27 protein-coding genes are annotated in these 25,754 nt (G+C 73.1%); 14 read left to right on the forward strand and 13 right to left on the reverse strand.

The window, feature by feature from the left end:
- Nucleotides 1-266: 266 nt before the first annotated feature.
- Complete coding sequence (locus BMY97_RS37945; RefSeq protein ID WP_091627297.1) at nucleotides 267-1,148, reverse strand: alpha/beta hydrolase; 882 nt, start codon at nucleotides 1,146-1,148, stop codon at nucleotides 267-269.
- A gap of 128 nt (nucleotides 1,149-1,276) precedes the next feature.
- On the opposite strand from BMY97_RS37945, the gene BMY97_RS37950 reads away from it, so the two are divergent.
- A complete protein-coding gene (locus tag BMY97_RS37950) occupies nucleotides 1,277-2,446 on the forward strand; it encodes an acyltransferase family protein (protein WP_245787709.1) in 1,170 nt (389 codons plus the stop codon).
- Nucleotides 2,447-2,449: 3 nt separating this feature from the next.
- On the opposite strand, the gene BMY97_RS37955 is transcribed toward BMY97_RS37950, so the two are convergent.
- Entirely contained in the window at nucleotides 2,450-2,725 is a 276-nt protein-coding gene (locus BMY97_RS37955) for a YggT family protein (RefSeq protein ID WP_091627299.1), read from the reverse strand.
- Between the two features lie 118 nt (nucleotides 2,726-2,843).
- On the opposite strand from BMY97_RS37955, the gene BMY97_RS37960 reads away from it, so the two are divergent.
- The 4 genes from BMY97_RS37960 (at nucleotide 2,844) to BMY97_RS37980 (ending at nucleotide 7,221) form a co-directional block, all read left to right on the forward strand.
- Nucleotides 2,844-4,565: an IlvD/Edd family dehydratase gene (locus BMY97_RS37960; protein WP_091627302.1), complete on the forward strand. Its 1,722-nt coding sequence runs from the start codon at nucleotides 2,844-2,846 to the stop codon at nucleotides 4,563-4,565.
- A gap of 10 nt (nucleotides 4,566-4,575) precedes the next feature.
- Nucleotides 4,576-5,424, forward strand: a complete 849-nt coding sequence (locus BMY97_RS37965) for a fumarylacetoacetate hydrolase family protein (protein WP_091627304.1) — start codon at nucleotides 4,576-4,578, stop codon at nucleotides 5,422-5,424.
- Between the two features lie 363 nt (nucleotides 5,425-5,787).
- Nucleotides 5,788-6,813 carry a 4Fe-4S binding protein gene (locus BMY97_RS37975; protein WP_091627307.1) on the forward strand — a complete coding sequence of 342 codons (1,026 nt, stop codon included), beginning with the start codon at nucleotides 5,788-5,790 and terminating at the stop codon, nucleotides 6,811-6,813.
- Between the two features lie 120 nt (nucleotides 6,814-6,933).
- Nucleotides 6,934-7,221 carry an isoamylase early set domain-containing protein gene (locus BMY97_RS37980; RefSeq protein ID WP_091627310.1) on the forward strand — a complete coding sequence of 96 codons (288 nt, stop codon included), beginning with the start codon at nucleotides 6,934-6,936 and terminating at the stop codon, nucleotides 7,219-7,221.
- 6 nt (nucleotides 7,222-7,227) lie between these two features.
- On the opposite strand, the gene BMY97_RS37985 is transcribed toward BMY97_RS37980, so the two are convergent.
- Complete coding sequence (locus BMY97_RS37985; RefSeq protein ID WP_245787710.1) at nucleotides 7,228-8,157, reverse strand: alpha/beta hydrolase; 930 nt, start codon at nucleotides 8,155-8,157, stop codon at nucleotides 7,228-7,230.
- Between the two features lie 353 nt (nucleotides 8,158-8,510).
- Between BMY97_RS37985 and BMY97_RS37990 the strand changes: the two genes are divergently transcribed.
- The 6 genes from BMY97_RS37990 to crcB all read left to right on the forward strand — a co-directional run bounded on the left by BMY97_RS37990 (nucleotide 8,511) and on the right by crcB (nucleotide 12,610).
- Nucleotides 8,511-8,816, forward strand: a complete 306-nt coding sequence (locus BMY97_RS37990; RefSeq protein ID WP_091627312.1) for a PadR family transcriptional regulator — start codon at nucleotides 8,511-8,513, stop codon at nucleotides 8,814-8,816.
- Nucleotides 8,813-9,556, forward strand: a complete 744-nt coding sequence (locus BMY97_RS37995; protein ID WP_091627315.1) for a hypothetical protein — start codon at nucleotides 8,813-8,815, stop codon at nucleotides 9,554-9,556. Before BMY97_RS37990 ends, BMY97_RS37995 begins: the two co-directional genes overlap by 4 nt.
- Nucleotides 9,557-9,611: 55 nt before the next feature.
- Complete coding sequence (locus tag BMY97_RS49715; protein ID WP_425425389.1) at nucleotides 9,612-10,844, forward strand: helix-turn-helix domain-containing protein; 1,233 nt, start codon at nucleotides 9,612-9,614, stop codon at nucleotides 10,842-10,844.
- A 56-nt stretch (nucleotides 10,845-10,900) separates the two neighbouring features.
- On the forward strand, nucleotides 10,901-11,563 hold the full coding sequence (locus BMY97_RS38010) for an enoyl-CoA hydratase-related protein (protein WP_091627318.1): 663 nt from the start codon (nucleotides 10,901-10,903) through the stop codon (nucleotides 11,561-11,563).
- Nucleotides 11,564-11,693: 130 nt separating this feature from the next.
- Nucleotides 11,694-12,248 (forward strand): fluoride efflux transporter FluC, encoded by a 555-nt coding sequence (locus BMY97_RS38015; protein ID WP_342744077.1) that lies wholly within the window; start codon nucleotides 11,694-11,696, stop codon nucleotides 12,246-12,248.
- Nucleotides 12,245-12,610: a fluoride efflux transporter CrcB gene (gene crcB / locus BMY97_RS38020; protein WP_091627320.1), complete on the forward strand. Its 366-nt coding sequence runs from the start codon at nucleotides 12,245-12,247 to the stop codon at nucleotides 12,608-12,610. Before BMY97_RS38015 ends, crcB begins: the two co-directional genes overlap by 4 nt.
- On the opposite strand, the gene BMY97_RS38025 is transcribed toward crcB, so the two are convergent.
- Nucleotides 12,607-13,218, reverse strand: coding sequence for a dihydrofolate reductase family protein (locus BMY97_RS38025; protein WP_091627323.1), 612 nt, complete (start codon nucleotides 13,216-13,218; stop codon nucleotides 12,607-12,609). The genes crcB and BMY97_RS38025 overlap by 4 nt on opposite strands.
- A gap of 73 nt (nucleotides 13,219-13,291) precedes the next feature.
- Nucleotides 13,292-14,128, reverse strand: coding sequence for a helix-turn-helix domain-containing protein (locus tag BMY97_RS38030; protein WP_091627325.1), 837 nt, complete (start codon nucleotides 14,126-14,128; stop codon nucleotides 13,292-13,294).
- Nucleotides 14,129-14,210: 82 nt separating this feature from the next.
- Between BMY97_RS38030 and BMY97_RS38035 the strand changes: the two genes are divergently transcribed.
- The gene (locus tag BMY97_RS38035; protein WP_091627328.1) at nucleotides 14,211-15,776 is read left to right on the forward strand and encodes a S53 family peptidase; all 1,566 of its coding nucleotides are present in this window, start codon (nucleotides 14,211-14,213) and stop codon (nucleotides 15,774-15,776) included.
- Nucleotides 15,777-16,134: 358 nt separating this feature from the next.
- Here the strand turns inward: BMY97_RS38035 and BMY97_RS38040 are convergent, their stop codons facing one another.
- From BMY97_RS38040 to BMY97_RS38065, 6 genes are all read right to left on the reverse strand, one after another.
- On the reverse strand, nucleotides 16,135-17,367 hold the full coding sequence (locus tag BMY97_RS38040) for an alpha/beta fold hydrolase (RefSeq protein ID WP_091627331.1): 1,233 nt from the start codon (nucleotides 17,365-17,367) through the stop codon (nucleotides 16,135-16,137).
- Between the two features lie 51 nt (nucleotides 17,368-17,418).
- Nucleotides 17,419-17,721 (reverse strand): hypothetical protein, encoded by a 303-nt coding sequence (locus BMY97_RS38045; RefSeq protein WP_091627334.1) that lies wholly within the window; start codon nucleotides 17,719-17,721, stop codon nucleotides 17,419-17,421.
- Nucleotides 17,721-18,470 (reverse strand): Pr6Pr family membrane protein, encoded by a 750-nt coding sequence (locus tag BMY97_RS38050; RefSeq protein WP_177231733.1) that lies wholly within the window; start codon nucleotides 18,468-18,470, stop codon nucleotides 17,721-17,723. Before BMY97_RS38050 ends, BMY97_RS38045 begins: the two co-directional genes overlap by 1 nt.
- A gap of 84 nt (nucleotides 18,471-18,554) precedes the next feature.
- Nucleotides 18,555-19,178, reverse strand: a complete 624-nt coding sequence (locus BMY97_RS38055; protein WP_091627337.1) for an RraA family protein — start codon at nucleotides 19,176-19,178, stop codon at nucleotides 18,555-18,557.
- 77 nt (nucleotides 19,179-19,255) lie between these two features.
- Complete coding sequence (locus BMY97_RS38060) at nucleotides 19,256-19,909, reverse strand: GPR1/FUN34/YaaH family transporter (protein WP_091627339.1); 654 nt, start codon at nucleotides 19,907-19,909, stop codon at nucleotides 19,256-19,258.
- Between the two features lie 89 nt (nucleotides 19,910-19,998).
- Nucleotides 19,999-20,901, reverse strand: coding sequence for a DMT family transporter (locus tag BMY97_RS38065; RefSeq protein WP_091627342.1), 903 nt, complete (start codon nucleotides 20,899-20,901; stop codon nucleotides 19,999-20,001).
- A 71-nt stretch (nucleotides 20,902-20,972) separates the two neighbouring features.
- On the opposite strand from BMY97_RS38065, the gene BMY97_RS38070 reads away from it, so the two are divergent.
- Nucleotides 20,973-21,872, forward strand: a complete 900-nt coding sequence (locus tag BMY97_RS38070) for a LysR family transcriptional regulator (protein ID WP_091627344.1) — start codon at nucleotides 20,973-20,975, stop codon at nucleotides 21,870-21,872.
- On the opposite strand, the gene BMY97_RS38075 is transcribed toward BMY97_RS38070, so the two are convergent.
- A complete protein-coding gene (locus tag BMY97_RS38075; RefSeq protein WP_091627347.1) occupies nucleotides 21,858-22,874 on the reverse strand; it encodes a hypothetical protein in 1,017 nt (338 codons plus the stop codon). The two genes, BMY97_RS38070 and BMY97_RS38075, sit on opposite strands and share 15 nt — an antisense overlap.
- 321 nt (nucleotides 22,875-23,195) lie before the next feature.
- On the opposite strand from BMY97_RS38075, the gene BMY97_RS38080 reads away from it, so the two are divergent.
- Entirely contained in the window at nucleotides 23,196-23,573 is a 378-nt protein-coding gene (locus BMY97_RS38080) for a hypothetical protein (protein ID WP_091627350.1), read from the forward strand.
- Between the two features lie 957 nt (nucleotides 23,574-24,530).
- On the opposite strand, the gene BMY97_RS38085 is transcribed toward BMY97_RS38080, so the two are convergent.
- Nucleotides 24,531-25,508, reverse strand: a complete 978-nt coding sequence (locus tag BMY97_RS38085) for a hypothetical protein (protein WP_091627352.1) — start codon at nucleotides 25,506-25,508, stop codon at nucleotides 24,531-24,533.
- Nucleotides 25,509-25,754 lie beyond the last annotated feature (246 nt).

A 25,754-nucleotide genomic window follows, 5' to 3' on the forward strand; every position in this document is an offset into this window, starting at 1 on the left:
GGGCGGTGGTGCAGCTGGTGACCGGGGTCGGGCCGGGGGACGCACTTGTTAGGGCGCGGGTGGCTGATGGGGTCAGCCGGGCGGTGCTGCGGCTGTCCACCGGGGACGTAGTCGCTGGGGTGCGGGTGGTGCTCCGGCGGCCACTGGGGTCAGCCGGGGCCGGGGTCCTGCCCGCCCATCAAGGCCAGACCAAAGAGCGCCGCACCTGCCGAGGCCGAGTGGTCTTGCCCCGTTCCACGGCCGGCCCGAGCGCCGCCCCCACCGGTTCACGCCGGGCCCAGCCGGTCCCGCAGGAATTCGATGCCCGCCGTCGTCATCGCCGCGCGGGTGCGGTGGCCGTAGACGTGGCCGGTGTCCTCGAGCCAGGCGAACTCGGCGTCCGCGCCTGCCTGCCAGTAGGCCGCGACCAGTGCCTCGCTCTGGGCGATCGGGACGCCGTCGTCGCCGGTGCCGTGGGCGACCAGGAGCGGGGCGGCGGCCGCGGTCACGTGGGTGAGCGGGCTGGCGGCCGCGGCCAGCGCCGGGTGGGCGGCGGGGGCGGCGCCCAGCAGCCAAGCGTGCGGGTCCTCACCGGTCCGGTGGAACGGCGAGCCCGGCGGTGGGGGCGGCAGGCGCGCGAAGTCCGACGGCGGGCTCCAGGCGACCGCGGCCTGCACGGCGCTGCTCGGGCCGGTGACGCCGACGTCGCCCTCCAGGTCCGGGCGGTCCCCGGTGACGGCGAGCATCACCGCCAGGTGCCCGCCGGCCGCGTGGCCCCACGCGCTGAACCGCCCCGGGTCGAGCGCCAGGGTGCCCGCGTGGTGACGGAGCCAGCGCACCGCCGCCTTCACGTCGTGCAGCTGCGCCGGGTACACGGCCTCCCGGCTGTGTCTGAAGTGGACTTTCGCGACGGCGAATCCCGCTTCCACCAGTCGTTCCCCGAGATACCGGCCGAGCGGGGCGTGCTTGGGCGAGCCGACCGCGAACGCGCCGCCGTGCACGAACGCGACCACCGGCCAGCCCGGGCCCGGCGGCGGTCCGGCGGGCACGGCGAGGTCCAGCAGCAGCGGCCGGTAGCCGAGCAGCGGGGCGACCTCGGCGTCGCGGTACAGCAGGGCGGAGCCGGCCGGCTCCGCCTCGGGCGGGGCGGTCTGGGGCAAAACGCGCATCACCGGGCCGAGTGTCACGGATCGGGCACCCGGCCGGTAGCCGTACCAGGAAGCGGGACGCGCCAACGGCTTCCCACCGGCCGGACCGGGTTCGCCCGCAGCGTGACCGACCGGATACGCTGAGCGGCGTGCCCGAGATCCACTCCTTCGCCGCACCGCGCGCGGCGAACCGGAAGATCAGCTGGGACCTCGTCCGCGCCGGCTGTGTGACGCTGGTGCTGATCTACCACGCGACGTACATGAGCGTGGTCGTCCACCCGGAGCTGGGCGCCCGGGGCTTCACCTTCCCGTACCAGGTCGGGGCGAGCCTGCTGCTGGTGATCTCGGCGTACTTCGCGTGTGTCACGATCGGGCGCGGGCCGCTGGGCCGGTACTGGTGGGGCCGCGTCGCGCGGCTGCTGCCGCCGTTCCTCGCCGCCGTGGTGGTGATCTACGCCGCGCTGCGGCTGCTCTCGCCGGCCGGCTGGTTCCGCCCGGAGTGGCGCGACCTGGTGGGCAACCTGCTCATGCTGTGGAACTGGAAGCCCGCGGACTTCCCGTTCGTCGACGGCTCGCACTGGACGATTCCGTTGCAGCTCATGGCTTTCACGGTCGCCGCGCTGCTATACCGGAGCCGCTGGGGGCACGGCGCGCGGCTGCGGGTGCTGCTGTGGCTGGCGCTGCTCGTGCCGCTCGCGCAGTGGCCGTGGCGGATCAGCGGCCCGCCCGAGTGGTACCGCACGGCGGCCGACGGGCTCGGCTTCCACCGCTGGCACCTGTTCGTCGCCGGCGTCGCGATCCGGCTGTGGTGCACCAAGCGGATCTCCACCGCGCACTTCCTCGCGCTCGAAGTGGTCTGCCTGGCCGCGCACGCCCTGCACAGCGCGGTCTGGACGCCGGGCGGGCTGGTCGTGGACTGGGGTTCGACGATCGGCGTCGGGATCGGTTTCGCCGTGGTGTCGCTGGTCGCGGCCGGGCCGGACTGGGACCGCGTGGTGCCGCCGTGGCTGCGGCGCCCGGTGCAGTGGTTCGCCGGGATCTCCTACGGCGTGTTCCTGATGCACCAGGCGATCGGCTACCTGGTCCTGCACTGGTTCTCCGCGCTGGGCGCGGGCACCGTCGTGCAGACCGCCGCGATGCTCGTCGCCGGCGTGCTGCTCGGCTGGGCGCTGACCCGGCTGGTGGAGCGGCCCGCATACCGTTTCCTGATGGCGGGCTACGACTCGTTGTCCGCCTTCCGCGCCCGGCGCCGCGCCGCCCCGGCGCCGGACGGCACCGAGGCATTGTCGAGCGTCGGGGCCGGCTCCGAGCACCGGTAGCGCCTACAGCGCGAAGGCGATCGACCGCAGGATCAGCGCCGCGAAGAACACCACGGTGAATGCGAGGTCGATCGCCACCCCGCCCGCGCGCACCGGCCGCAGCACCCGCCGCACCGGCGCGATCACCGGCTCGGTCGTGCGGTGGCTCAGCCGCCTGGCCTGCCCGAGCCAGGCCGGGCCGGTCGTCACCAGGCGCGTCCAGTCCAGCACCATCCGCACCACGAGCACCAGGATGAACAGGGTCAGGACGTACCCGACCAGCGTTCCGATCAGGCTCATCGCACACACTCCTCGAAGTTGCCGTTCATCAGGTCCAACGCGTGCACGGCCCCCGGAGTGTCCCGTTTGCCGGGCTTCTCAGCGACTTTTCAGCCGCGCGGTCCTTTACCGTGGGGGCATGGGTGAACGTCGCAGCGCAGCGTGGTTCGGGGCGTCGGGCCGGGCGGGGATGATCCACCGGTCCTGGATGCGTTCGCAGGGCTTCGGCCCGGACGTGTTCGACGGCCGTCCGGTGATCGGGATCGCGACCAGCGCTTCGGAGCTGGCGCCGTGCAATGCGCATCTCGGGCGGGTCGCCGAAGCCGTGAAGCGCGGGGTCTGGCAGGCGGGCGGCTTCCCGCTGGCCTTCCCGACGATGGCGACCGGGGAGACGCTCATGCGCCCCACCGCGATGCTCTACCGCAACCTGATGGCGATGGAGGTCGAGGAGCTGATCCGCGCCAACCCGCTCGACGGTGTCGTGCTGCTCTCGGGCTGCGACAAGACCACGCCGGCGATGCTGATGGGCGCGGCGAGCGTCGACCTGCCCGCGGTGATGGTGACCGGCGGCCCGATGCTCAACGGCAAGTACCGCGGGCAGGACGTCGGCTCCGGCACGCACGTGTGGAAGTTCGAGGAGGAGCTGAAGGCCGGGCGGATGACGGAGGAGGAGTGCTTCTTCGCCGAGGGCTGCATGGCGCGCTCCAACGGGCACTGCATGACGATGGGCACCGCGTCCACCATGGCCTGCCTGGCCGAGGCGCTGGGCATGCAGCTGCCGGGCTCGGCCACCTGGCCCGCGGTGGACGCGCGCCGCTTCGAGACCGGCCAGGACGCCGGACGGCGGATCGTCGCCATGGTCGAAGAAGAGCTGACGCCGTCGAAGATCCTGACCCGGGAGGCGTTCGAGAACGCGATCCGGGTCAACGCGGCGATCGGCGGCTCGACCAACGCGATCATCCACCTGCTGGCCATCGCCGGGCGGCTGGGCGTGCCGCTGGCCATGGCCGATTTCGACGAGCTGGGCCGGGTCGTGCCGACGCTGCTGGACCTGATGCCCTCGGGCCGGTTCCTGATGGAGGACTTCTGTTACGCGGGCGGTCTGCCCGTGGTCATGCGGCAGCTCTCCGAAGCCGGGCTGCTCCACGACGGCGCGCTCACCGTGACCGGGAAACCCTTGGCGGACAACGTTTCCGGGGCCGAGTGCTGGAACAGCGAGGTGATCACGGCGGTGCGCGAGCCGTTCCAGCCCGCCGGCACCGGCACGGCGGTGCTGACCGGCAACCTCGCCCCGGACGGCGCGGTGGTCAAGCAGTCCGCCGCCTCGCCGGAGCTGCTCACGCACACCGGCCCGGCGCTGGTGTTCGAGACCGCCGAGGACTACCACCACGCCGTCGACGACCCGGACCTCGACGTCACCCCGGACACCGTGCTGGTGATCCGCGGCGCCGGCCCGAAGGGCTACCCGGGCATGCCGGAGGTGGCGAACGTGCCGCTGCCGGCCAAGCTGCTCAACCAGGGCGTCACGGACATGGTGCGGATCTGCGACGGCCGGATGTCCGGCACCGGCTACGGCACGGTGGTGCTGCACGTCAGCCCGGAGTCCGCGGTCGGCGGCCCGCTGGCGCTGGTGCGGACCGGCGACCTGATCACGCTGGACACCCCCGCGCGCACGTTGACCCTGCGGGTTTCCGACGAGGAGCTGGCCGCGCGGCGCGAGGCTTGGGAGCGGCCCGCCTCGCCGTACGTGAGCGGCTACACCTGGCTGTACACCGAGCACGTGACGCAGGCGCACCAAGGCGCGGACTTCGACTTCCTGCACGGCCGCCGCGGACCCGGCGTGCCGCGCGATTCCCACTGAAAGGCAGGCCATGAAGGTACTTTCCGCGCCCCGGCTGGTGAAGGCGCCGTCCGGCTGGTGGGTGGCCGACGAGTCCGGCGCCGGTCCGTTGCCGGCGGGCACCGCGCTCGGCTCCCTGCTGGCGCTGCCCGCCGACGAGCTGGACGCGCTCGTGGCCGACACGCCGCGGACGGGCCCCGCCCCGGAGTCCTTGCTGGCGCCCGTGGACGACGACACTGAGGTGTGGGCGGCGGGCGTGACGTACGAGGTGTCGCGCGAGGCGCGGATGGAGGAGAGCAGCACGTCCTCGGACCTCTACGCCCGGGTGTACGAGGCGGAGCGGCCGGAGCTGTTCTTCAAGAGCGTCGGCTGGCGTGTCACGGGCCCAGGGCGCCCGATCGGCGTGCGCGAGGACTCGACGTGGGACGTGCCGGAGCCGGAGCTGGGTGTCGTGTGCAACGCCGCGGGCGCGATCGTCGGCTACACGGTGGTCAACGACGTCAGCTCCCGAAGCATCGAAGGGGACAACCCGCTGTACCTGCCGCAGGCGAAGATGTACCACGCCTCGTGCGCGGCGGGCCCGTGGATCGTGCTCGCCTCCGGCGTCCCGGACCCGTATCGCCTGGCGATCTCGGTGGAGATCCACCGCGGTGGCGCGCCCCTGTGGTCGGGCGAGACGACCACCGCCCGTCTGCACCGCAAGCTGACCGACCTCACCGCCTACCTGTACCGCGCCGAGGTCTTCCCGCGCGGCGCCGTGCTCGCGACGGGCACGTCGGCCGTCCCCGGTCCCGAAGTGACCCTTCGTGCCGGCGACGAGGTCGTGATCACCATCGACGGGATCGGCACGCTGCGCAACGTGGTGCGAAAGGGGTTGTGACGCTTCAGCGGTAGTCGCCGAGCAGGCGCAGCACCCGGCGCATCTCGGCGATCGCGGCGCGGTCGTCCGGGAAACCGCACAGGCCGAGGGTGTCGAACGCCGCGTCGGGCCACGGCAGGGCCTGGGCGTCGGCCTCGCGAGCAGACCCACTCCCTGCCGCCGCCGAACTGCAGCCGTTCGGCGAGGCCGGTCGAGCGGTCGTACCGCGGGGCGTAGGAGTCCCACTGTCCCCGCAGCCAGTCCCGGTCGGCGTCCATGCGATGAGTCGACCACGTCCAGGGCGACCTTGAGCAAGTCGGTCTTGAAACGCGACCCAGCACGTGAGATGGTCAGTTGGAAAATCAGACCGACTGAGGAGTCCGTGTGCCCGACCTGCCGCCGAAGCTCGCTCGCCACCCGTCGGTCCGCGCCGTCCTGGAGCGCGGGACACCGCCGAAGCCCGGCCCGATCGACGCCGCTTGGCTGCGCGAGCTGGCGCTGAAGGCCGGGGCCGACGACGTCGCCGCGGTCTCGCTCGACCACCCCGGCCTGGCCGGGGAGCGGCCGCACGTGCTCGGCGCCCTGCCGGGCACCCGCAGCCTGATTTCGCTGGTGGTGCGCATGAACCGGGACAACGTGCGCACGCCCGCGCGCAGCGTCGCGAACCAGGAGTTCCACCGCAGCGGCGAGATCATCAACGAGGCCGCGCGCGCCATCACCCGCGCGCTGCAGGACGCGGGGCACCGGGCGCTGAACCCGTCGGCCACCTTTCCGATGGAGATGGACCGCTACCCGGGGCGGATCTGGGTGGTGGCGCACAAGACCGTCGCGGTCGCGGCGGGCCTCGGCGTGATGGGCCTGCACCGCAACGTGATCCACCCGAAGTTCGGCAACTTCGTCCTGCTGGCCACCCTCCTGGTCGACGCCGAGGTGGGCGAGTACGGCGAGGCGCTGGACTACAACCCGTGCGTGGAGTGCAAGCTGTGCGTCGCCGCGTGCCCGGTCGGCGCGATCGGCAAGGCGGGCGAGTTCGACTGGGCGGCCTGCGCCACGCACAACTACCGCGAGTTCATGGGCGGCTTCACCGACTGGGTCGAGACCGTCGCCGACAGCGCGGACGGGCAGGACTTCCGCGAGCGCGTCACCGACTCGGAGAACGCTTCGATGTGGCAGAGCCTTTCCTTCAAGGCCAACTACAAGGCGGCGTACTGCATGGCCGTCTGCCCGGCGGGGGAGGACGTGCTGGGCCCGTACCTGGAGGATCGCAAGGGCTTCCTGCGCGACGTGCTGCGGCCGTTGCAGGACAAGGAGGAGACGGTCTACGTCAGCCCGGACTCGCCCGCCGGGTCCCATGTGGAGCGGCGGTTCCCGAACAAGACCGTCAAGGAGGTCCGCGGCCGCCGGGCCTGAGCCCGGTTCACCCGGACGGGAGCGCGGTTCACGCGCCGGTACGCGGGCGGGCGTGGAACCCTTTGCGGGTCAACCGGAATGGCTCACCGGCGAGCCGCACCCACGAAAGGAATCGCGCGCGTGATCAAGACCAGCCTGGGCCGGGACGGCACCGGGGCGAGGAAGGTCACCTTCGTCCTCCCGCAGGACGCCCCGCCCGGACCCGTCAGCGTCGTCGGTGACTTCAACGGCTGGTCGCCCGGCCGGCACCTGCTGCGCAAGCGCTCCAACGGCACCCGCTCGGCGGCGGTGGAGGTCCGGCCCGGCGCGACGCTGCACTTCCGCTACCTCGCCGCCGGCGGCCACTGGCTGGACGACCCGGACGTGCCGGACCGCAGCGGCGGCAACTGCGTCTTCGTGGCCCGCTGACCGGGGTCAGTGCCCGGTGCGCTGGACCTCGATCCCGGGGTAGGGCGAGCGGGGATCGTCCAGCAGCGTTTCGGGGCCGCCGCGGGTCACGTGGTCGGCGAACGCCGTGAGGTAGGCGCCGGTGACGGTGAGCGCGGTGTCCCCGTCGATGGGGCCGAGCGCGAGCTGGGAACGCAGTGGCGCGGCGAAGTAGTAGGCGCCGTAGTCGCTGAAGTCGAAGTGCTCGGCGCCGTCGAGCTGGTAACACCAGGCGGGACCGGTGCCGGCGGACAGCAGGGCGCGTGCGGTGGCGAGACTGGACTTGTCGTCGGCGCTCTGCGGCCGGCAGGTGCCGGTGACGCAGGAGTTCCCCCCGGCGATCAGCAGCATCGGCTTGCCGAGACCGGAGTGGACGACCGCGCCGTACTGCGTGCCGTCCAGATCGGCGGCGCCGGCGCAGCGCGGGTCGGTGCGGCAGGCCTCGAGCGCGGCCGCGCCGCCGAAGGAATGCCCGAGGTAAACGGTCTTGGCGGCGTCGACGTGCCCGGCGAACCGGCCGGCGGTGTCCAGGGCCGCGAGCTGGGCGGCGGCGAAGCGGTCGTCGGCCGCCCAGACGCCGACCAGCCGGTCGCCGTCGGCCTGGGCCTGGCCGGCGTGCAGATCGGCGGAGTCGAAGGATTTCGGGTTGCCGGCTTCGGTGGCGGACCGGGTCTGTCCATTCAGGACAGTGAGATTCGCGCTGTAGGTGGGGGTGACCCCGGCGACCAGGTATCCGTTGCTCGCCAGGTTCTCCGCCAGCGCGGTGTACTGCGGCGCGGCGAAGCCGAGGCCCGTTCGAGCACGGCGAGGGGGAACCGGCCCGGCGCCACCGGCACGTCGGCGAACGCGTGGCTGTGCACCTGGTCGAACCCGGTCTCGGCCAGGCCGATCGGGCCGCTCAGGTGCAGGCCCGCCCACGGCCCCGGGGCGTAGGCCGCGGGTGACGCGCCGGGCGCGGCCGCCGGATACCAGAGCCAGACGGACAACTCCCGCGGCGTTCCGGGCCGGGGCGCGAGGGGGTCGGCCCGGCTGTGATCGGTCCACTCGACGGTCGTGCGCCCGACCGGATGAGCGCCGGTCGGGGCGGGCAGGGTGACCGGCCGGCCCGACCGGAACGCGACGTAGCCGACATAGCCGCCGGCCATCACGACCAGCACGACTGCCAGCACGAGCAGGGTCTTCAGCACCCGGTGCCGTCTCTGCGCCATGGCCGCGATAGTACACGGCGCGTACTACGCGGCACGGAGTATCGCGTCACGTACTATGGTCGGGTGCACAGCAACGACGCGCAGATGCTGGTCCTCACCGTGCTCGCGGAGGGCCCGTGCCACGGGTACGCGATCAACACCGGGATCGAGGCGCTGACCGGGAGCCGGCTGCGCCCGGGCAGCCTGTACGGGGCGCTCGCCCGGCTGGAGGGCCGCTCGTTGATCGAGCCCGCGACCGATGGCGCCGACGACCGCCACCGCACGGTCCGGATCACCGACGCCGGCCGGCGGGCCCTGCGCGGAGAGCTGGAGCAGATGGCCCGGGTCGCCCGGGCGGGTCTGCGCGCACTGGGGCCTTCGCCGGCATGAGGATGTCCGAGGTCCTGGTGCGGCTCTACCCGCCGGCGATCCGCCGGCGCTGGGGCGGCGACCTCGAACGCGAGGTGGCGCTCGCCGGGCCCCGGTCGTGGCCGGACACGGTCCTCGGCGCCGCGAAGCTGTGGCTGCACCCCGGCGACTGGCCGGAAACCGCGGCGGGCCAGACCTCCCGGGTCGTGGTGACCGCGCTCGCGGCCGTCACCGTGGCGTTGGCCTTGGTGCTGCGGGCCGCCGGTCCCATCGCGCTCACGGCCGCCGGCGATCCGGCCGCCGGCGCCTGGCTGCTCCCGATCGCGCTCGGCTGGGCGGCGGCCGCGCCACGTCCGGGGCCCTCGCCCGGCCGTCTGACGGCAGTGGTGGCGCGCGGTCTGGTGCCGCCGATCCTGGCGCTGAGCCTGTTGTACCTGCTCGCCCACGCCGGCCCGTTCGGCCTGCCGCACCCGCTCCTGCTCGGCTACTACTGGGCCACGCTCGTCTTCGCCGGCGTTCACCTGTGCCTGCTGGTGGAGCGAATCGGGCGCATCGCCGTCATGCCGAGCCGGCGACGGCTGCGTCTCGCCCTGCTGGCCACCGGCGCCGGATTGGCGTGCGCGGCGGGGCAGACCCTCGTGACAGCCGTCCGGGCGGCCGTCGATGCCGGGGCGCTGCTGCTGGCGTGCGGGCTCGCGCTGCTGGCCGCCGCCGTTCTCACCGTCGGCCGCGACCTGGGGCCGGCTCGGCGAAGCGCCTGACCGCGCGGCCGGTGGGCGGTGGTTTTGGAGCACTTGTTCCGTTACTCTCGGCCTCGTGCCCCGCCCCCGGATCCACGACCCCGACCGGCTGCTCGACGTCGCCGAGCAGCTGATCGCCGAACGCGGCCCCGAGGAGGTGACCGTGCGCGCCCTGGCGGTCGCGGCCGGGGTGCCGAACAGCACGATCTACCACAGCTTCGGTTCGCTGCCCGCTTTGCTCGCGCGCGCGTGGCTACGGGGGGCCGGGTATTTCCTGGACGTCCAGACCCAGCTGGTCGACCGCGCACTGGCCGGGGGCGGGGCAGCGCTTGCGGTGGACGGCGGTGCGGACTTGGCTGCTGGTGCCGAGGGTGTGAGTGGCGCGGACTTGCGCGCCGCCGCTGCAGATGCGGCCGCCGCCGTCGCGCCTGGGCAGGCCGGTGCTGGGGTTTTGCCTGCGGCCGCTGGGGCGGGGGGCGCGGCTGGTTTGTCTGGTGGCGCTGGGGACTCTCGCGCGGCCGCCGGGGTCGGGGGTGCGGGCGGGGCAGCGGCTGCGGTGGACGGTGGTGCGGACTTGGCTGCTGGTGCCGGGGGTGTGAGTGGCGCGGGCTTGCGCGCCGCCGCTGCAGATGCGGCCGCCGCCGTCGCGCCTGGGCAGGCCGGTGCTGGGGTTTTGCCCGGGGTTGCCCGGGCCGAGGGGGTGGCGGGTTTGTCCGGTGGTGCCAAGGATTTGCGCGCGGTCGCCGCGACCGGGGGTGGGGCGGGGCTGGGTGGCGTTGTCGAGGATCTGCCTGCGGTCGCCGGGGCGGGGGGTGCGGCTGGTTTGTCTGGCGGTGCGAAGGGTTTGCGCGCGGTCGCCGGGACCGGGGGTGGGATGGGCTCTCACGGTGTTGCGGATTCACCCGCCGTCGCCGCGGTGGTGGCGGCTGCGGATACGCCCGCTGTCGTCGCGGGGTGGCGGCCGGGGTCGGCGCGGTTGATGCTGACCGTTTCGCCCGATCGGATCCTCGGGCCGCAGTTGCCCGGGGACGTGCTCGAAGACCTGCGCGCCCTCGACAAGCGGCTCGTCCGCCTTCTCGTCCGGCTGGCGCGCGAGTTGTGGCAGCGCGGCGATGGCGCGGCCGTCGAGGTGGTCACCACCTGCGTTGTCGACCTGCCGACAGCCCTGCTGAAACGAGACCTCGCCGCGTACGGCGCCGCGGGGCCCGAAGCGCGCAAACGGCTGGCCGCCGCCGTGCGCGCCGTTCTCGCCTTGCCGCCGCCGGACCGTCCGCGGCGCGCATCCACCGCCGGAACCCGAACCGCCTGAACCCGAACCACCTGAACCCGAACCACCTGACCAGACCGTCTGAAAAGGACTCCGCCATGCCTGAGCTTTCCCGCACCGAAGCCGTTTTCGTCCTGAACCTCGGCGAGGACGAGAACCGGTTCTCCCCGGACTGGCTGGAGAAGGCCAATTCCCTGATCGACACCGTCGTGGCCGGGTCCGAGCCCGCCGCGCTCGTCACCGTCGGCGGCGGGAAGTTCTACTCCAACGGCCTCGACCTCGACTGGCTCCTGAGCCACGGCGACGAGGCCGGCCAGTACGTCACGGCCGTGCAGGAGCTGCTCGCGCGGGTGCTGGAGCTGCCGGTGCCCACCGTCGCCGCCGTCAACGGGCACGCCTTCGGCGCCGGCGCGATGCTCGCGATGGCCCACGACTTCCGCGTGATGCGCACCGACCGCGGCTACTTCTGCTTCCCCGAGGCCGACATCAACATCCCGTTCACCCCGGGCATGGCGGCGCTGCTGCAGGGCAAGCTGACGCCGTCGGCCGCGATCGCGTCGATGACCACGGGACGGCGCTTCGGCGGCCCGCAGGCCCGTGAGCTGGGGCTGGTCGACGCGACGGCGGACGAAGCCACGCTCGTCGAAGCGGCGGCCACCGTGGTCCGCGACCTCGCGGGCAAGGACCGCGGCACCCTCGGCGCGATCAAGGCCACCATGTTCGCGCCCGCGCTGACCGCCCTGCGGACCCCCGCGGCCTGACCGGTAGACTCGGCGCCACGGCGGTGGGGCTCGCCGTTCCGGGTCTCCCGGGCAACCGCGGTGCTCGCCGCCAACAGTCCCTACTCGAACCGGGACGAACCGTGCCCGAAGCGGAGTAGGAGAGACGCCTGTGCCCGACGCGGACCACCAGCCCGGCCTGACCGATCAGCGCGACCCGGTCGCACCGCCGGACCCGATCGATCCGCAGGACCTGACCGAGCCGATCGACCCGGACGTCGACCTCCGGGTGCGGTCCCATCGCGGCGAGCTCCGGCAGGGGCAAGCCCTGGTGCTCGCGGTGATCGCGCTCGGCGGCGGCCTCGGCGCGCTGGCCCGCTACGGCCTCGCCGCGGCGCTGCCGACCCTGCCCGGCCGGTTCCCGTGGGGCACCTTCCTGACCAATGCGGCCGGGTGCTTCCTCATCGGCGTGCTCATGGTCGTGCTCACCGAGGTCCGGTCCGCGCACCGGCTGACGCGGCCGTTCCTCGGAGTCGGTTTCCTGGGCGGGTTCACCACGTTTTCCACCTATGCGGTCGAAACGCGCGGGCTGCTGCAGCCGGGGTCCGTGCCGCTCGCGTTCGGCTACCTCGGCGCCACGGTGGTGGCCGCGCTGCTCGCCGTGCTGGCGGGGGTGGCGCTCACCCGGGCCGTCGGCGTCCGTCCGGAAAGGACGGTGCGGCCGTGACGCTGCTGCTGGTCTTCGCGGGCGCCGTGCTGGGCGCGCCGCTGCGGTACCTCACCGACCGCGCCGTGCAGGCGCGCCACGAGACCGAGTTCCCGTGGGGCACGTTCACGGTGAACCTGGTGGGCTGCCTCATCCTCGGCTCGCTGGCCGGCGCGGGCTCGGCCCTGCCCTCGGCCGTGCTCGCCTTCGCCGGCACGGGTTTCTGCGGCGCGCTGACGACGTACAGCACGTTCAGCTACGAGACGTTCCGCCTGGCCGAGCGCAAGGCGTACCTGGCCGCGGTGATGAACGTCGTCGTCAGCGTCGCCGCGGGCGTGGGCGGCGCGTTGTTCGCCTACACGACGGTGCACTCGCTGGTTTAGCGGCGCACCTTGTACTTCAGGTGCAGCACCCGGTCGCCCTGGACGACCACGTGGGGATCCTCCAGGAGGACCTGCCCGTCGATGTCGCCGAAGTAGCGTTTGCCGGCGCCGAACACCACCGGGACCACGTCCATCGCCACCTCGTCCACCAGCCCGGCGGCGAGGATCTGGCCGCCCACGTCGCCGGCGTTCACCGCGATGGCCCGCTCCCCGGCGAGCTCCTGGGCCTTGGCGATCGCGTCCGTGACGGTGCCGGCGAAGTGGTAGGACGCCTCGGGGTGCCAGCCCTCGGGCTTGGGCCGGTGGGAGACCACGACCACGTGCTCGCCCGTCGGCGGACGGCCCTCCCAGCCGTTCACCTGGTCGAACAGGCGGCGGCCCATCACGATCACGCCGATGGCGTCCCACATCGACCGGACGTAACCCGCCGACGCCCGGGAGACCCTGAAGCCGCTCCCGCCCCCGGAATGGTCGAACTCCGGGTCGTCGCTCCCGGTGATCGGGGTGTCCCCGCTGAAGTACCACTCGTGGAGCGGCCCGACGTCGTCCTTCTCGTCGGCGATGAAGCCGTCCACCGACACCACGTTGTGCATGATTACCGTGCCCACAGGCTCTCCTCGGGTCTCCTCGCGCGTTCGCCCCTGATCCTGGCCGCCCCGTGGCCGATGCGCTTGTAGGAAATCACTCGGCGGGCATCGGGCCGTGGTCCGGCGGGAACTCCCGCTCGGCGGGGAAACGGCGCCGCAGGGCCAGGTACGCCGTGGGGGTGTGGCCGGTGAAGTCCTTGAACTCCCGGCTGAAGTGGGCCAGGTCGAAGTAGCCCATCGTATGGGCGAGCGCCGACCAGTCGACCGGCCGCCGGGCGTCCACGGACAGGATCGCCCGGGAGAAACGGTAAATCCGCGCCATCCGCTTCGGGGTGACCCCGACATGCGCCTTGAACTGCGCGGCCAGGTGATTGCCGCTCACCCCGGCGACGGCGCTCAGCGCACCGACCGGGACCGTGCCGTGGGAGGTCGCGAGCTGCCCACCGGTGTGCCGGACCAGGTCGAGACCGCGTGACGGGGCCAGTCGTGAGCGCAGCTCCTCTTCCACCACCCGGAGCGTTTCGGCCGCCGAGGCGGTGTCGCCGATCCGGTTGCGGATCCGGTCCGCCGACCGCTTCCAGACGGCGTCGACCGGCACCCAGCGATCCCGCAGCTCGGTCGCCGGCAGGTCGGCGAACGGCGAAATCCCCCAAGGCTTGAAGTGCACCCCGGCCAGGTGCACCCGTTCGGGGTATTCGAACAGGAAACGCCGGGTCCACACCCCCATGAACCACCCGTCGGCCAGCTCGACGGGCGGCACCGAGGGGTCGGAATCCCACAGGCGGGCCGGTCCGCCCAGGTTGAGGTACAGGTGCGCCGACGGCATCGGCGGGACGTTCATCAGCCGCCGGCCGGGCACCCCGGTCAGGCAGTAGATGTCGTCGATGAACCGGTCGAGCGGCGGAGCGGGCACCCGGCTGACGTAGTCCATCGGCCCAGTGTGCCGCCGGGGCCCGCCCGGGTCACCCGTCTCGCGGTTGGTGCCGGTCGCCGGCCGGGGTGACGATGGGGGGATGAACGCGCCGCAGCCCGTTGTCCTCCCTGGCAGTGCCCGGTCCGAGCTGGCCGGCGCCGAGGTGCTCCGCCCGGTCGAGCCGGGCGGCACCGTGACCGCGACGGTGCTGCTCCGCCGCCGCGCCGAGCTCGACCCGGAGCTGGTCGTCGGCCCCGGCACCATCACGCCGGCGGAGCTGGCCGAGCGTTACGGCGCGGCCGACGAAGACCTCCAGCGCGTCCGGGAGGTGCTGACCGGCGCGGGCCTCACGATCACCGGCACGCACGCCGGCTCGCGGCGGGTTTCCGTCAGCGGCACGGCGCAGGCCATGGCGACGTTCTTCGGCACCGAGCTGAACCTGGTGCACTACCCCGGGGGCGGCGCCCCGGAGCACCGCGCCCGGTCCGGCGACCTGCACCTGCCCGCCGAGCTGGCGGGCGTCGTGGTCGGGGTGCTGGGGCTGGACGACCGCCCCCAGTCGCGGGCCCAGTTCCGGCTCCACGCGCAGCCCGCCGCAGCCCAGGGCTTCACCCCGGATCAGCTGGGCCGGCTCTACGCCTTCCCGGACGGCACCGACGGCACGGGCCAGACCGTCGCGATCATCGAGCTGGGCGGCGGCTTCAAGCCCGGGGACCTCACCGCCTACTTCGGCGGCCTCAAGATCACCCCGCCGCAGGTCACCGCCGTCGAGGTCGACGGCGCCAAGAACGCGCCCACCGGTGACCCCTCGTCGGCCGACGGCGAGGTGCTGCTGGACATCGAGGTGATCGGCGCGCTCGCCCCGCGGGCCGCCCAGCTGGTCTACTTCGCGCCGAACACCGACCAGGGCTTCCTCGACGCCGTGAGCACCGCCGTGCACGCCACCCCGACGCCGGCCGCGGTCAGCATCAGCTGGGGGCAGTCGGAGGACGCGTGGACCGGCCAGGCACGGACCGCGATGGACCAGGCCTTCGCCGACGCCGCCGCGCTCGGCGTGACAGTCTGCGTCGCCAGCGGCGACAACGGCAGCACCGACGGCCAGTCCGACAACGCGCAGCACGTCGACTTCCCGGCGTCCAGCCCGCACGCACTGGCCTGCGGCGGCACCCGGCTCGAGGCGTCGCCCACGGGCTCGATCGCGGCCGAAACGGTGTGGAACACCACCGGCGGCGGCTCGACCGGCGGTGGGGTCAGCGACGCGTTCCCGCCACCGGGCTTCCAGTCCACGGCGGGCGTGCCGGCGCGCTCCGGCGGCGGCACCGGCCGCGGCGTCCCCGACGTCGCGGGCAACGCCGACCCGGAAACCGGCTACCGGATCCTGGTCGACGGCCAGCAGTCGGTGATCGGCGGGACCAGCGCGGTCGCGCCGTTGTGGGCCGCGCTGCTCTGCCGTCTCGCCCAATCGGCCGGACGCGGGTTCGGGCTCGTCCACACGCAGCTCTACGGCGGCGTGAAGCCGGGCACCGTCCAGCCCGGTTTCCGCGACATCACCACCGGAACCAACGGCGCCTACTCGGCGTCCGGCGGCTGGGACGCTTGCACCGGCCTCGGCTCACCGGACGGCACGGCGTTGCTGCAGGCCCTTGGGGGGACGGCAAAGCAGTAGGGAGATTCGAACTTCCGGATCACCGGCCGGCGGGGCGAGCACTCACAGGCGCCTCAGCGTGTGCGCTGGGCGACGGCTTCTTGCGCCATCCGCCGGGTGTTGCTCTGCATCCGCGAGACGACCGGTGACACCGGTCCCGCTCCTGAAGCCACCGTGTGCCGGTTGCGGGACAACGGTTTCGTCGGCCCGCTGCTGACCTCCTGCACCTCTGGCTGAGACGGCCCGGCATTCCGTCCACGCCCAGCTCCTGCTTTGGCAAGACCTGCGCCGGGCTCGCACCAGTGACGCGCTCGCCAGCACTTGGCACGAGCACCGCAGCCATGCACTGCCGCTGCGCCAGGAGCTGACGAGGGGGAGCTCAAACGCGGCCCCGCACCAGGTCGATCAGCCGGCCGAGCACAACCTCTCCCGCGGCGCGGAGGCCATTGTGCTCGTATTCGTTGGTCAGCCAGGGGCGCAGGGTCGGGATGAGGCGGGCGGTCTGCTCCGAGAAGGCGCGGTCCACGTACGCGTCTTCGGCGTAAATGGCTGCGGCGCAAGGGATTTCGCAGTTCCGCAGTGCTTCTTCGTCGTACAGGCGGGGCCACTCGTGCTCGGCCAGGATCTCCGCTGCCTCGCGTAGGGGGGCCAAGCCGGGCAGGTCCGTGAGCAGCCACGGGTACACGTGCTCGCCGCTGAACAGCGTCACGTCCTCGTCGAACACGGGCGGGCGGGCGCGGGCGGCGGACCAGCGGGTGGCGCCGCCGTCGGCGTAACTGGCTTCGTGCACCAGGACGTACAGCGGGTTTCGCGCGGAGAACGGCAATGCGGCCGCTACGTCGTGCGCGAACGCGGGGGAGTCCGGGTCACGCTCCAGCAGGTAATGCAGCGTCTCGGCGCCGTCGCTCATGCCGAGCACGTTGCCCAGCAGGCGGAACAGGCGCGAGGTGAGCGGAGTGCCGTCGGGCAGCGTGAGCTCGCCGGCTTCGAGCCGCTTGTGCAGTGCCCGCACGCGCTCGCGGTCGGCCGGGTAACGCTCGTAGTACCGGCGGTTGCGCTCGAGGATCGTGGCGAAGGTGGCCCGGTAGATCTCGTCCGGGTCCGGCCGCAGCGGCGGCACCCCGCCGGTGAAAAACGCCTCCCGCAGCCCGCCGGGCGACTGCGAAAGGTAGGTCAGCACACAGAAACCGCCGAACGACTGGCCCAGCACGCTCCACCGGCCGACGCCCAGCGCGGCCCGGATCAGCTCCGCGTCCCGCACGATCGAGTCGGCCCGGAAATGGGTCAGGTACGCCGCCTGCTCGGCCGGCGTCCTGCCCGGCAGCGTGCCCACGGGCGTCGACCGGCCGGTGCCGCGCTGGTCGAGCAGCAGCACCCGGTACTCACGCAGGGCGCGCGCCAGCCAGGCCGGCGGCGAGCCGGCGGGCCGCGGCGCCTCCTGGCCCGGCCCGCCCTGCAGGAACACCAGGAACGGGCGGTCGAGCCCGTCCGGGGCGGCCGCCTCGCGGGCGAACACGGTGATCCGCTCGCCGTCGGGCCGGCTGTGGTCGAGGGGCACCCGGAACTCGTGCTCGGTCAGGACGAGGCCGGGGACGCGCACAGTGGAAGCCATGCCGCGATCCAACCACGGCCCGCGCCCGGCCGTCCCGGTCCCGCGGAAGGGTTACTCCCGGCCCATCGCGCGGCGGATCTCGGCCAGCTTGTCCTTCGCGGCCTTGTCGCGGTCGGCGATCTTCTTGTCCAGCGACGCCAGGTCTTCCTTGCCGCCGATGCCGGCGATCTCCTGCGCGCCCACGGAAGTCTCGTACCGCTTCTCGATGCGGTCGCGGACGGAGTCGAACGACGGGACGCCGCCCTCGCTGTAGTCCGGCTCCGGCAGCGCCACCGGTGCGGGGACGGGCGCGGTGGTCTCCCCGACGATCTCGGCGTCGAGGGGTTCCTGGTCGCCGGGCTTGTTCCTGCTCATCAGCTGCTCCGTCCTTCGCGGGCCGGGTGCCCCGTCCCCGACCCTAGCCGGGTTTCGGCGGGCGGGTCGGCGGCTTCGCGGCGCAGCAGGGCGGGCAGGCGCCGGTCGAGCAGCTTCACCAGCGCGGCGAAGACCAGCGCGACCACGACCACCAGCAACGCGTTGCGCAGGGCCGTGCCGAAGCCGATTTCGGTGACGTCCATGAACGGGTACGGGTACCAGTGCGTGAACGCGCCCTGCACGAAGATGTAGACCAGCCACGCCACCGGCCAGAGGAACGCCGCCGCGACCGTGCCCCAGCCGCCGGTCCCGGGCCTCGGGCCGAGCACCAGCCACGCGGCGACCGCGGCCCACGGCGAGATGTAGTGGAAGCCGATGGTCGCCGCCAGCGCCCAGCCGGTGACGTGGATGTCCGGCGCCAGCACGATCGCGTACACCAGGCCGGTGATGAGGATGCCCAGCAGCGCGTCGAGCCGCACCACCCGCCAGACGCGGCCGTCGAACGCGGGCCGCGCGGCCAGCACCAGGGCGGCGGCCAGCAGGATCAGGTTGCTCTGGATGGTGAAGTAGCTGAACAGCCGCCACAGCCGGACGCCGACGCCGGCCGCCGCGCCCGTGTCACCGGAGTTCGCGTCCGCGCCCCCCTGGAACACCAGCACGATCTGGATCACCAGCGACACGGCGATCACCGCGGCGATCAGCCCGTGCCACCAGCGCGACAACGTGAGGACGGCGGGGCGAGTGGTCACGGGGCTCCCTGCTCGGCGGGTCGGCGGACAGCGGGAGCTTAGCCCGAACGGCCCAATGCCGCCCGCGCGCGACGGCCGCCCGGGTCAGCCCGCGAACCCTTGCTCACGCAGGACCTTCTCGACCTTCTCGCGGTGGGCGGCCGCCCACTCGTCCAGCGTCTCGGCTTCCTCCTTGGCCTGCTTGGCGGAGGCGTCGGCGAGCACCTGGCCGGCGCGGGCGGCGGGGGTGACCACGATGCCCTCCTCGTCGGCGACCACGATGTCGCCGGTGTGCACCGTGACGCCGCCGCAGCGGACCGGCTCGTTCAGGGGCACGGCGGTGGTTTTGGTGCCGGGGATGGGGATCACGCCGCGGGCGAAGACGGGGAAGCCGAGCTCGCGGACTTCGGCGAGATCGCGGATCACGCCGTCGAGCACGAACGCGGCGATGCCACGGCGATGGGCGAGGGCGCAGACGTTGCCGCCGGCGAGCGCGTAGTCCACATCGCCGGCCTCGACGACGATGACCGAGCCGGGCTCGGCGCGGTGGATCGCCGCGTGCAGCATCAGGTTGTCGCCCGCCGGGCAGCGCACCGTGTACGCCGGGCCCGCGACCCGCGGCATCGGCGACCACAGCGGGCGGACGCCGAGGTCCATCACCTGCCCGCGGTCGAGCACGTCGGCGAGCGAGGTGGGGGAGAGGGACTGGAAGCCACGGGCGTCGGTCATGGCCCGGATCCTAAGGGCGGCGCCGGAGACACGGCTGTGCACCGGGGTCGCGGTCCCCGGGGCACGGCCGGATCGGGTCAGCGCACCAGCGGCGGGCCGAGCGGCAGGGCGGACCCGCCGGTCGCCGTCGAGGCCGTGCTGAAGAACAGGTAGACGCCGACGGCGGCGAACACCAGCACCACGATGCCGCCGACCTGCAGCGTGCCCGCCGAGCCGTTCACGGTGCCGGCCAGCACCAGTGCCAGCGCGACCTCGATCAGCGCGAACAGGATCGTGTACGTCACCGGCAGCCGCAGCGTGGCCAGCGTCAGCATGCCGACGACGACCAGCCACGAGATGAGGAACAGGCCCTGGGTGTCCACGGCCGCGGCCGTGGCGATCCCGAACCAGCTGTGCGTCAGGCCGAGCACGAGCAGCGCGTAGCTCAGCCAGAATCCGGAGAAGATGCCGAACACGCCGGCCACGGCGCTCTGGCCGACGGCGGCGGCCCAGCCGGCCGCGATCAGCAGGCCGATGCCCGTCGCGGCGATGATGACGGCGAGCGACGCGCCGACCGCGGAGGCGGGCACGTACCCGATCAGGACGAGGCCGAGCGCGACCGAACCCACCACGAAGCTGGGGAGTCCGATCATCATCGGGTCGGCGGCCGGCGCTGCGGCCGGTGCGGCCTCGGCGGTGGGCTGGGCCGGGACACGGGGGACGCTTTCGGTACTGGCATCGAGGGTGGTCATGCGGGCTCCCTGGTCGGGCATCCGGAGTGTGCCGGGTCGTCGCGGAGGCACAAAGCCCGGTATACCGCGCCCGAGAGCGGCCGGGAGTCTCATTTCGAGACGCGTGGAGGCGCGGGAACCGCTACGGTGCGCCGCGGGCGGGACCGGCGGCGCAGGCCGATCAGCGCGACGCCGCCGATGCTCACCGCCCCGCCGGCCAGCTCGGCCGGGCCGGGGACCTCGCCGAGCCAGGCGTAGGCGACCGCGAGCGCGACGACGGGCACGAGGTAGAGCGCGGCCGTCGCCGTGGTGACGGTGTTGCGGGCGACGCCGTAACCCCACAGCACAAACCCGAGCGCGGACGGGAGCAGGCCGAGGAACAGCACCGCCGCGTCCGCCGCGGGCGGTGCCGAGGCGAGGTCGCGGAAGGCGGCCGGGGCCAGGGGGAGCGAGAAGAGCGTGCCGGTCCACATCGCGTAACAGGCGACTTCGAGACCGGAATACCGGCGCAGCAGCGGTTTGCTGCAGAAGTGGTACGTCGCCTGCACCAGCGCGGCGGCCAGCAGCACCCACGCGGCGGTCGAGTAGCCGACGTCGCCTCCGGAGAGTGCGATCAGCGCTGAGCCGCCGAGCGCGACGAGGCTGCCGACGATCTTGCGCGGGCCCAGCCGTTCACCGAGGAACGCGGCCGCCAGCACCGCGCTGAACACCGGCGCGGTGGCCACCAGCAGGCTCGCCGTCCCGGCCGGCACCCGGACCTCGCCCCAGTTGAGCAGCAGCTGGTACGCCGTCATGCCGGTCAGCCCGCACACCGCGATCAGCGGCAGGTCCTTCGCGCGCGGCCGCCGCACGCCGAGGAACGGCGCCGCGGCCAGCAGCGCGGCCGAAGCCACGGCCAGCCGCAGGAACGAAAGACCGGAGGGGCCGTAGCCGTCGAGACCGGCCCGGATCGCCGGGAAGGCCGAGGCCCACAGCACCACGGTCGCGCCGAGGGCGAAGGTCGCTTTGGTCACGGGGCCGAGTCTGCGCGTTAGAATGCGGTAGATCCAGTTAGACTTTCAACGCTGAAAAGAAAGCTGTGCTTATGCTTGAAGTCCGCCGTCTCCGGCTGCTGCACGAGCTGGCGCAGCACGGCACGGTGACCGCGACCGCCGAGGCGCTGCGGCTCACCGGGCCCGCGGTGTCGCAGCAGCTCGCCGCGCTGGAGCGGGAGGCGGGCGTGCCACTGCTGGAGAAACGCGGCCGGCGGCTGGCGCTGACCGCCGCCGGCGAGCTGCTGGTGTCGCACGCCGACGTCATCCTCGGCGATCTCGATGCCGCGGAGTCGGCGCTGGCGGCCCTGCGCTCGGACGGTGTCGGCACCGTCCGGATCGTCGCCTTCCCTTCCGCGGCAAGGGCTCTCGTCGCTCCACTGTGGACGAAAGTACCCGGGGTGACGCTGCGGCTGCTGGAGCAGGAGCCGGAGCTCGCGATCGGCACGCTGCTGCGCCGGGAGGCGGATGTCGCGCTGGTGCACAGTTACACGCTCCTGCCGCGCGAGTCGCCCGCCCGCTGCGAGGAGCACCCGATCGCCGACGACCCCGTGCTGCTCGCGCTCCCCCCGGCGCTGGCGCGGGAGCGGGGGCTCGCGCCGGGGCAGAAGGCGCGGCTCGCGCGGTTCGCCGGGCAGCCGTGGCTGGTGCCGTCGAAGGAGTTTTCCTGTCACGCCATGATCGAACGCGCGTGCGGCGCGGCCGGGTTCGTGCCCGAGGTGGCGGCCGAGGCCACCGATTTCGCCGTGCTCACCGCGCTGGTGGCCGCCGGCGCCGGGGTGGCGCTGGTCCCGCGGATGGCGCTGCCGGACGCGCACGGCGACGTCAGCCTGCACCCGCTCGCGTCGCCGGTCACGCGCCGGGTCTACGCGCTGACCCGGCTGGGCACCGCCCGCCGGCCGGACGTGCGGGCGGTGCTCACCGGGCTCGTGGCCGGCTCAGGCGTGCGTTGAGGTGCAGGTCCAGTGGATCGGGCCGTAACCGCTGACGCTGCCGAAGATCGTGTTGTCGTCGCCGATCACGTAGACGTCGCTGTCGTCGGTGAAGCCCGCGGGCAACGGCAGGTCGGCCAGGTGCGTGGTGTCGCTCCAGACGGCGGGCGGGCCGGTGAGGGTGTCGCGGCTGCCGGCGATCAAGCCGTGCGCGTTGATGGCCTGGGCGGTGCCGCCGTCGGTGATCGGCCGGGCGTCGCCGGGCGCGTGCCAGACCACCGACTGTGATTCGGGCCAGGCGCCGATCTCGGTGCCGATCACGTGGCCGCCGCGGATTCCGGCCAGCAGCAAGGGATAACCGGGCCCGCCGAGCGGCACGATCCGGCCGCCCTGCCAGAGGTGGCCGGGGTTGTTGCTGCCGTCGTAGAGCAGCACGGTGCCGTCGTCGTCGAGGTCGATGCCCTGTCCCACGGCGGTGTCGATGACCTGCGGGGCGGCCGCGAGTGTGGACCACAGCAAGGTGACGGCGTGGCCGTCCTTCGCGGAGCGGCCGCTGGCGAGCACGTCGCCGCGCTCGTTGAGGGCGACCGCGTAGTCCGCCTCGTATCCGGCCGGCGGGGTCAGGTAGGTGAGCACGCCGGAGGCGCTGTAGAGGAACACGCCGCTGCGCGAGGTGCTGCGCTGGCCGCCGGACAGCAGCACCGTCCCGGCGGAGTTCTCGTCGACGATCTGCGGGAAGGTGAAGTCGTCGATCTCGGGCACGATCCGCGGCGACCCGCCGGTCCAGACCACCAGCCGGTAGCTGTCGGTGGCGGTGTTGAGCACGGTGCCGGAGTAGCCGCCGTGACTGTCGGTGCCGGTGATCCGGACGTCCTGCGGCGCGTACCCCTCCGGCGGCGCGATCTTCTCGAAGGTCCAGCTGCACGCGGCCGGCCCCGTCCCGGCCATCGCCGGCGCGGCCGGCACAGCGGCGCCCACGAGCAGCGCGGCGGCGAGTGTGGCCAGACGTCTTCTACTAGTCATGGTGGATCCCCCAGTGTCGCTTGGTGTGGGCGGAACACGCGCCGCCCGCGGAACGGGTTGCCCGCGGTGGTCGCGAGTCACCCGATTCGCCCAATCGGCAGGGAAACGGACTGGTGGCGCTGGTGGTGGTTCGCCTGGTTGGCCTGACGCGGCGGTGTTCGCGGCGATTCGCCGGGGCTTGTTCGAGCCGGTCTGCACGGTTCGCCGGAAGCGGGGCCTGTTCGTGCCGGTTCGCCCGGCTCGGCGGGAACGTGTTTGCCGCTGCGCCGCCGTGGGTATTAGTGCTCCGCCTTTCCCCAGAATGCCGGAGGCGAGCCGAAAATGGCCCAGAACCCTGCCTTCGCGGGCGAACCGGCCTCGTCGGCGATCCTGGCCGGGCCCGAGGCCTCGGCCGCGGTACCGGCGACCATCAACACCATGCTCGCCGGCGTTTCGCCGGAGGTGGTGCTCGACGTCGTCTCCCTGGTCGACGAACTGGTAGCCGACGCCGAGCGCGACGGCGCCAAGTTCGAAACCCTGGTCCTCTCCCGGGATTCGTCACGGTTCCGAGTGCAGGTCTCACGGCTCACCCCAGCCACCCGCCCCGAAACCGAACTATCCGCCGACGCCGCCTTCGGCCGCCTGCTGGTGGACGAGGTCGCCACCACCTGGGGCACCCGCGGCTCGACCACCTGGGCCGAAGTGCAACTCGCCGGCTGACCCTGAGCCCTGAGCGGCTTGCGCTCGGCTGGGGTGCGGGGCTTGCGCCTGGCTGTGCTGTTGGACTTGCGCTGGGTTGGGGCGCCGGATTTGCGCTCGGCTGGGGTGCGGGGGTGGTGCCTGGCTGTGCTGTTCGACTTGCGCTGGGCTGGGGCGCCAGATTTGCGCTCGGCTGGGGCGCGGGAGTTGTGCCGGATTTGCGCTCGGCTCGGGCGCGGGGGTGGTGCCGGATTTGCGCTCGGCTGGGGTGCGGGAGTTGTGCTCGGCGGGGCGTCTGGCTGGGCTGGGGGACTCCTGCTCGGCTGCGGTGCCGGACTGGGGGTACCGGACTGGCGCCCGGCTGCGGCGTTGCGCCGGCTTCCTGCCCGGCTGCGTTGCCGCGGCGGGCTCCTGACTCCTCGTGCCCCGGTGCCGGACTCCCGGCGTCGCGGGGCCCTTGTCGCGTCGCCGGGTCGGGTCTGTGCCGGAACCGCGGCGGCCGGCCGAGGGCGTGGGTGAAAGTGTCGTGGTTTTGTCAAGCCGTGCGGGGCTCCGTCCGGCCGGTCGGTGCGGCAGGGTGGAGAGCGGGGCCGTCGGCCGGTGAGGAGACGCATGATCCGGGCTCGGCGAGCGGCGACGGCGCCGGACCGCCGCGCGTCTTCGGGGCACGGGCAGTCGGCCCGGGCCCCGGGCGGTCCGGCGGGCAGCGAGGTGGGGGCGTCAGGCGGCGGGGCTGGGTTGCGAGCCCGCGGGTCGACAGGCGGCGGGGCTGGGGCAGCCGCCTGCGAGGTCGGGGCGGCAGGCGGCGGGGCTGGGTTGCGAGCCCGTGGGTCGGCAGGCGGCGGGGCTGGGCCGGCCGCCCGCGAGGTAAGGGCGGCAGGCGGCGGAGCTGGGGCGTCGGCCCGTGGAAGAACGGCAGGCAGCCGGGCCGGGCCGGCCGCCCGCGGGGCGGGAAGATCGGCCAGTGGGGCCGGAAAGTCAGCCTGCGGGCTGCCAGCCGAGTCCGTAGGACCGGGCCGGTTCCAGGTCGTGGAAACTTGTGTGGACCTCGCCCACCGTGTCGGGCCACAGGGGTTTGCGCGGGGCCAAGGGGTCTTCCGCGTCTTTCGAGAACTCGCCGTCGATGCGCCAGAGCCGGGCTGGGAGGCGGCGGCGGTCGAAGCGGACGTTGAGGTCGAAGCTTTCGCACGGGTATTCGGGCGTGCAGCAGTAGAACGGCGAGGGGAACTCGTCCACCCTGATGCGGAAGAAGAACTCGTGCTGGTCGCCCGTGTCGAGGGGGTGCGGGGGGCGCAGCCGGAACGCGACGCGGGTGGAGGAGACCATGCGCTCGGAGTGCACTTCGCCGCCGGCGACGACGTCGATGCCGAGGCCTTCGAGAGTGGGCAGCGGCTGGCCCGGTTGCAGCGGGCGGGCCAGCGAGACCGAGTGCTCGATCTCCTCCAGCCCGTCGACGTGGCTGATGATCCGCCGCGTTTCGAACACTTCCGCGCCGGTGCCGCCGAGGGTCAGGCGCACGGCCAGCGCCGACGTGTGCCATGGGTCCTTGCGGCCCGCGTGGGTCAGCCGGCCCGGGGCCGCGTACGCGGTTTCGGCGATCAGGTAGACGACGTCGTCGGCGCGCCGCTGCATGGTGCGGACGTTGCGGTCCGCGCCGGTGCCGAGCTGTGTCAGCCGGTCGGTGTAACGCTGGCCGGCCGGGGTGCCGAAGCCGAACACCAGCCGGGCGACTTCCCGCTGCGATTCCGGCAGCCGCTTGATCAGGCTCCGCACCGTTTCGGCCACCTTGTCGCGGACCGTGCCGGGGCTGTCGTCGTCCTGGATGCCGCAGACCTGGCGAAGCAGGGCGCCGACATGCAAGGGCAGGTTCGGCGCCTGGATGCCCAGCCCCTTGCGAAGGGCTTTCAGCTCCGCTGAAAGCTCGTCGATCTTCGTGCCGGCCGCCACCTGGTCCAAGCCGTCACCTCCGTCTGGTCGATGCTCGCCGAGTGTACCCACGCAGCTTCCCCGCGACGAGACCGCGGAGACCGTTTCCCGGCTGTTTCCTGAATCAGGAAACAATGCAGGTCATTGGCGGTAAGCACCGTTTCCTGATATGAGGAAACGGGAAACTCCTGTTTTTCGCGCAATTCCCGAGTGAGTCTTGGGTGGTCGAAATCCTTCGGCGAACCAAATCGGCTCATCCCCTGTCGTCACGGGGAT

It is taken from the genome of Amycolatopsis saalfeldensis, from assembly GCF_900110575.1.
GTDB lineage: Bacteria > Actinomycetota > Actinomycetes > Mycobacteriales > Pseudonocardiaceae > Amycolatopsis > Amycolatopsis saalfeldensis.

Coding starts and splice junctions, on each gene's coding strand:
- BMY97_RS37955 (WP_091627299.1), bottom strand. CDS start 2,725: ATGAGCCTGATCGGAACGCTGGTCGGGTACGTCCTGACCCTGTTCATC.
- BMY97_RS37945 (WP_091627297.1), bottom strand. CDS start 1,148: ATGCGCGTTTTGCCCCAGACCGCCCCGCCCGAGGCGGAGCCGGCCGGC.
- BMY97_RS37965 (WP_091627304.1), top strand. CDS start 4,576: ATGAAGGTACTTTCCGCGCCCCGGCTGGTGAAGGCGCCGTCCGGCTGG.
- BMY97_RS38045 (WP_091627334.1), bottom strand. CDS start 17,721: ATGAGCAGGAACAAGCCCGGCGACCAGGAACCCCTCGACGCCGAGATC.
- BMY97_RS38060 (WP_091627339.1), bottom strand. CDS start 19,909: ATGACCACCCTCGATGCCAGTACCGAAAGCGTCCCCCGTGTCCCGGCC.
- BMY97_RS37995 (WP_091627315.1), top strand. CDS start 8,813: ATGAGGATGTCCGAGGTCCTGGTGCGGCTCTACCCGCCGGCGATCCGC.
- BMY97_RS38055 (WP_091627337.1), bottom strand. CDS start 19,178: ATGACCGACGCCCGTGGCTTCCAGTCCCTCTCCCCCACCTCGCTCGCC.
- BMY97_RS38040 (WP_091627331.1), bottom strand. CDS start 17,367: ATGGCTTCCACTGTGCGCGTCCCCGGCCTCGTCCTGACCGAGCACGAG.
- BMY97_RS38010 (WP_091627318.1), top strand. CDS start 10,901: ATGCCTGAGCTTTCCCGCACCGAAGCCGTTTTCGTCCTGAACCTCGGC.
- BMY97_RS38035 (WP_091627328.1), top strand. CDS start 14,211: ATGAACGCGCCGCAGCCCGTTGTCCTCCCTGGCAGTGCCCGGTCCGAG.
- BMY97_RS38070 (WP_091627344.1), top strand. CDS start 20,973: ATGCTTGAAGTCCGCCGTCTCCGGCTGCTGCACGAGCTGGCGCAGCAC.
- BMY97_RS38075 (WP_091627347.1), bottom strand. CDS start 22,874: ATGACTAGTAGAAGACGTCTGGCCACACTCGCCGCCGCGCTGCTCGTG.
- BMY97_RS37960 (WP_091627302.1), top strand. CDS start 2,844: ATGGGTGAACGTCGCAGCGCAGCGTGGTTCGGGGCGTCGGGCCGGGCG.
- BMY97_RS38080 (WP_091627350.1), top strand. CDS start 23,196: ATGGCCCAGAACCCTGCCTTCGCGGGCGAACCGGCCTCGTCGGCGATC.
- BMY97_RS38030 (WP_091627325.1), bottom strand. CDS start 14,128: ATGGACTACGTCAGCCGGGTGCCCGCTCCGCCGCTCGACCGGTTCATC.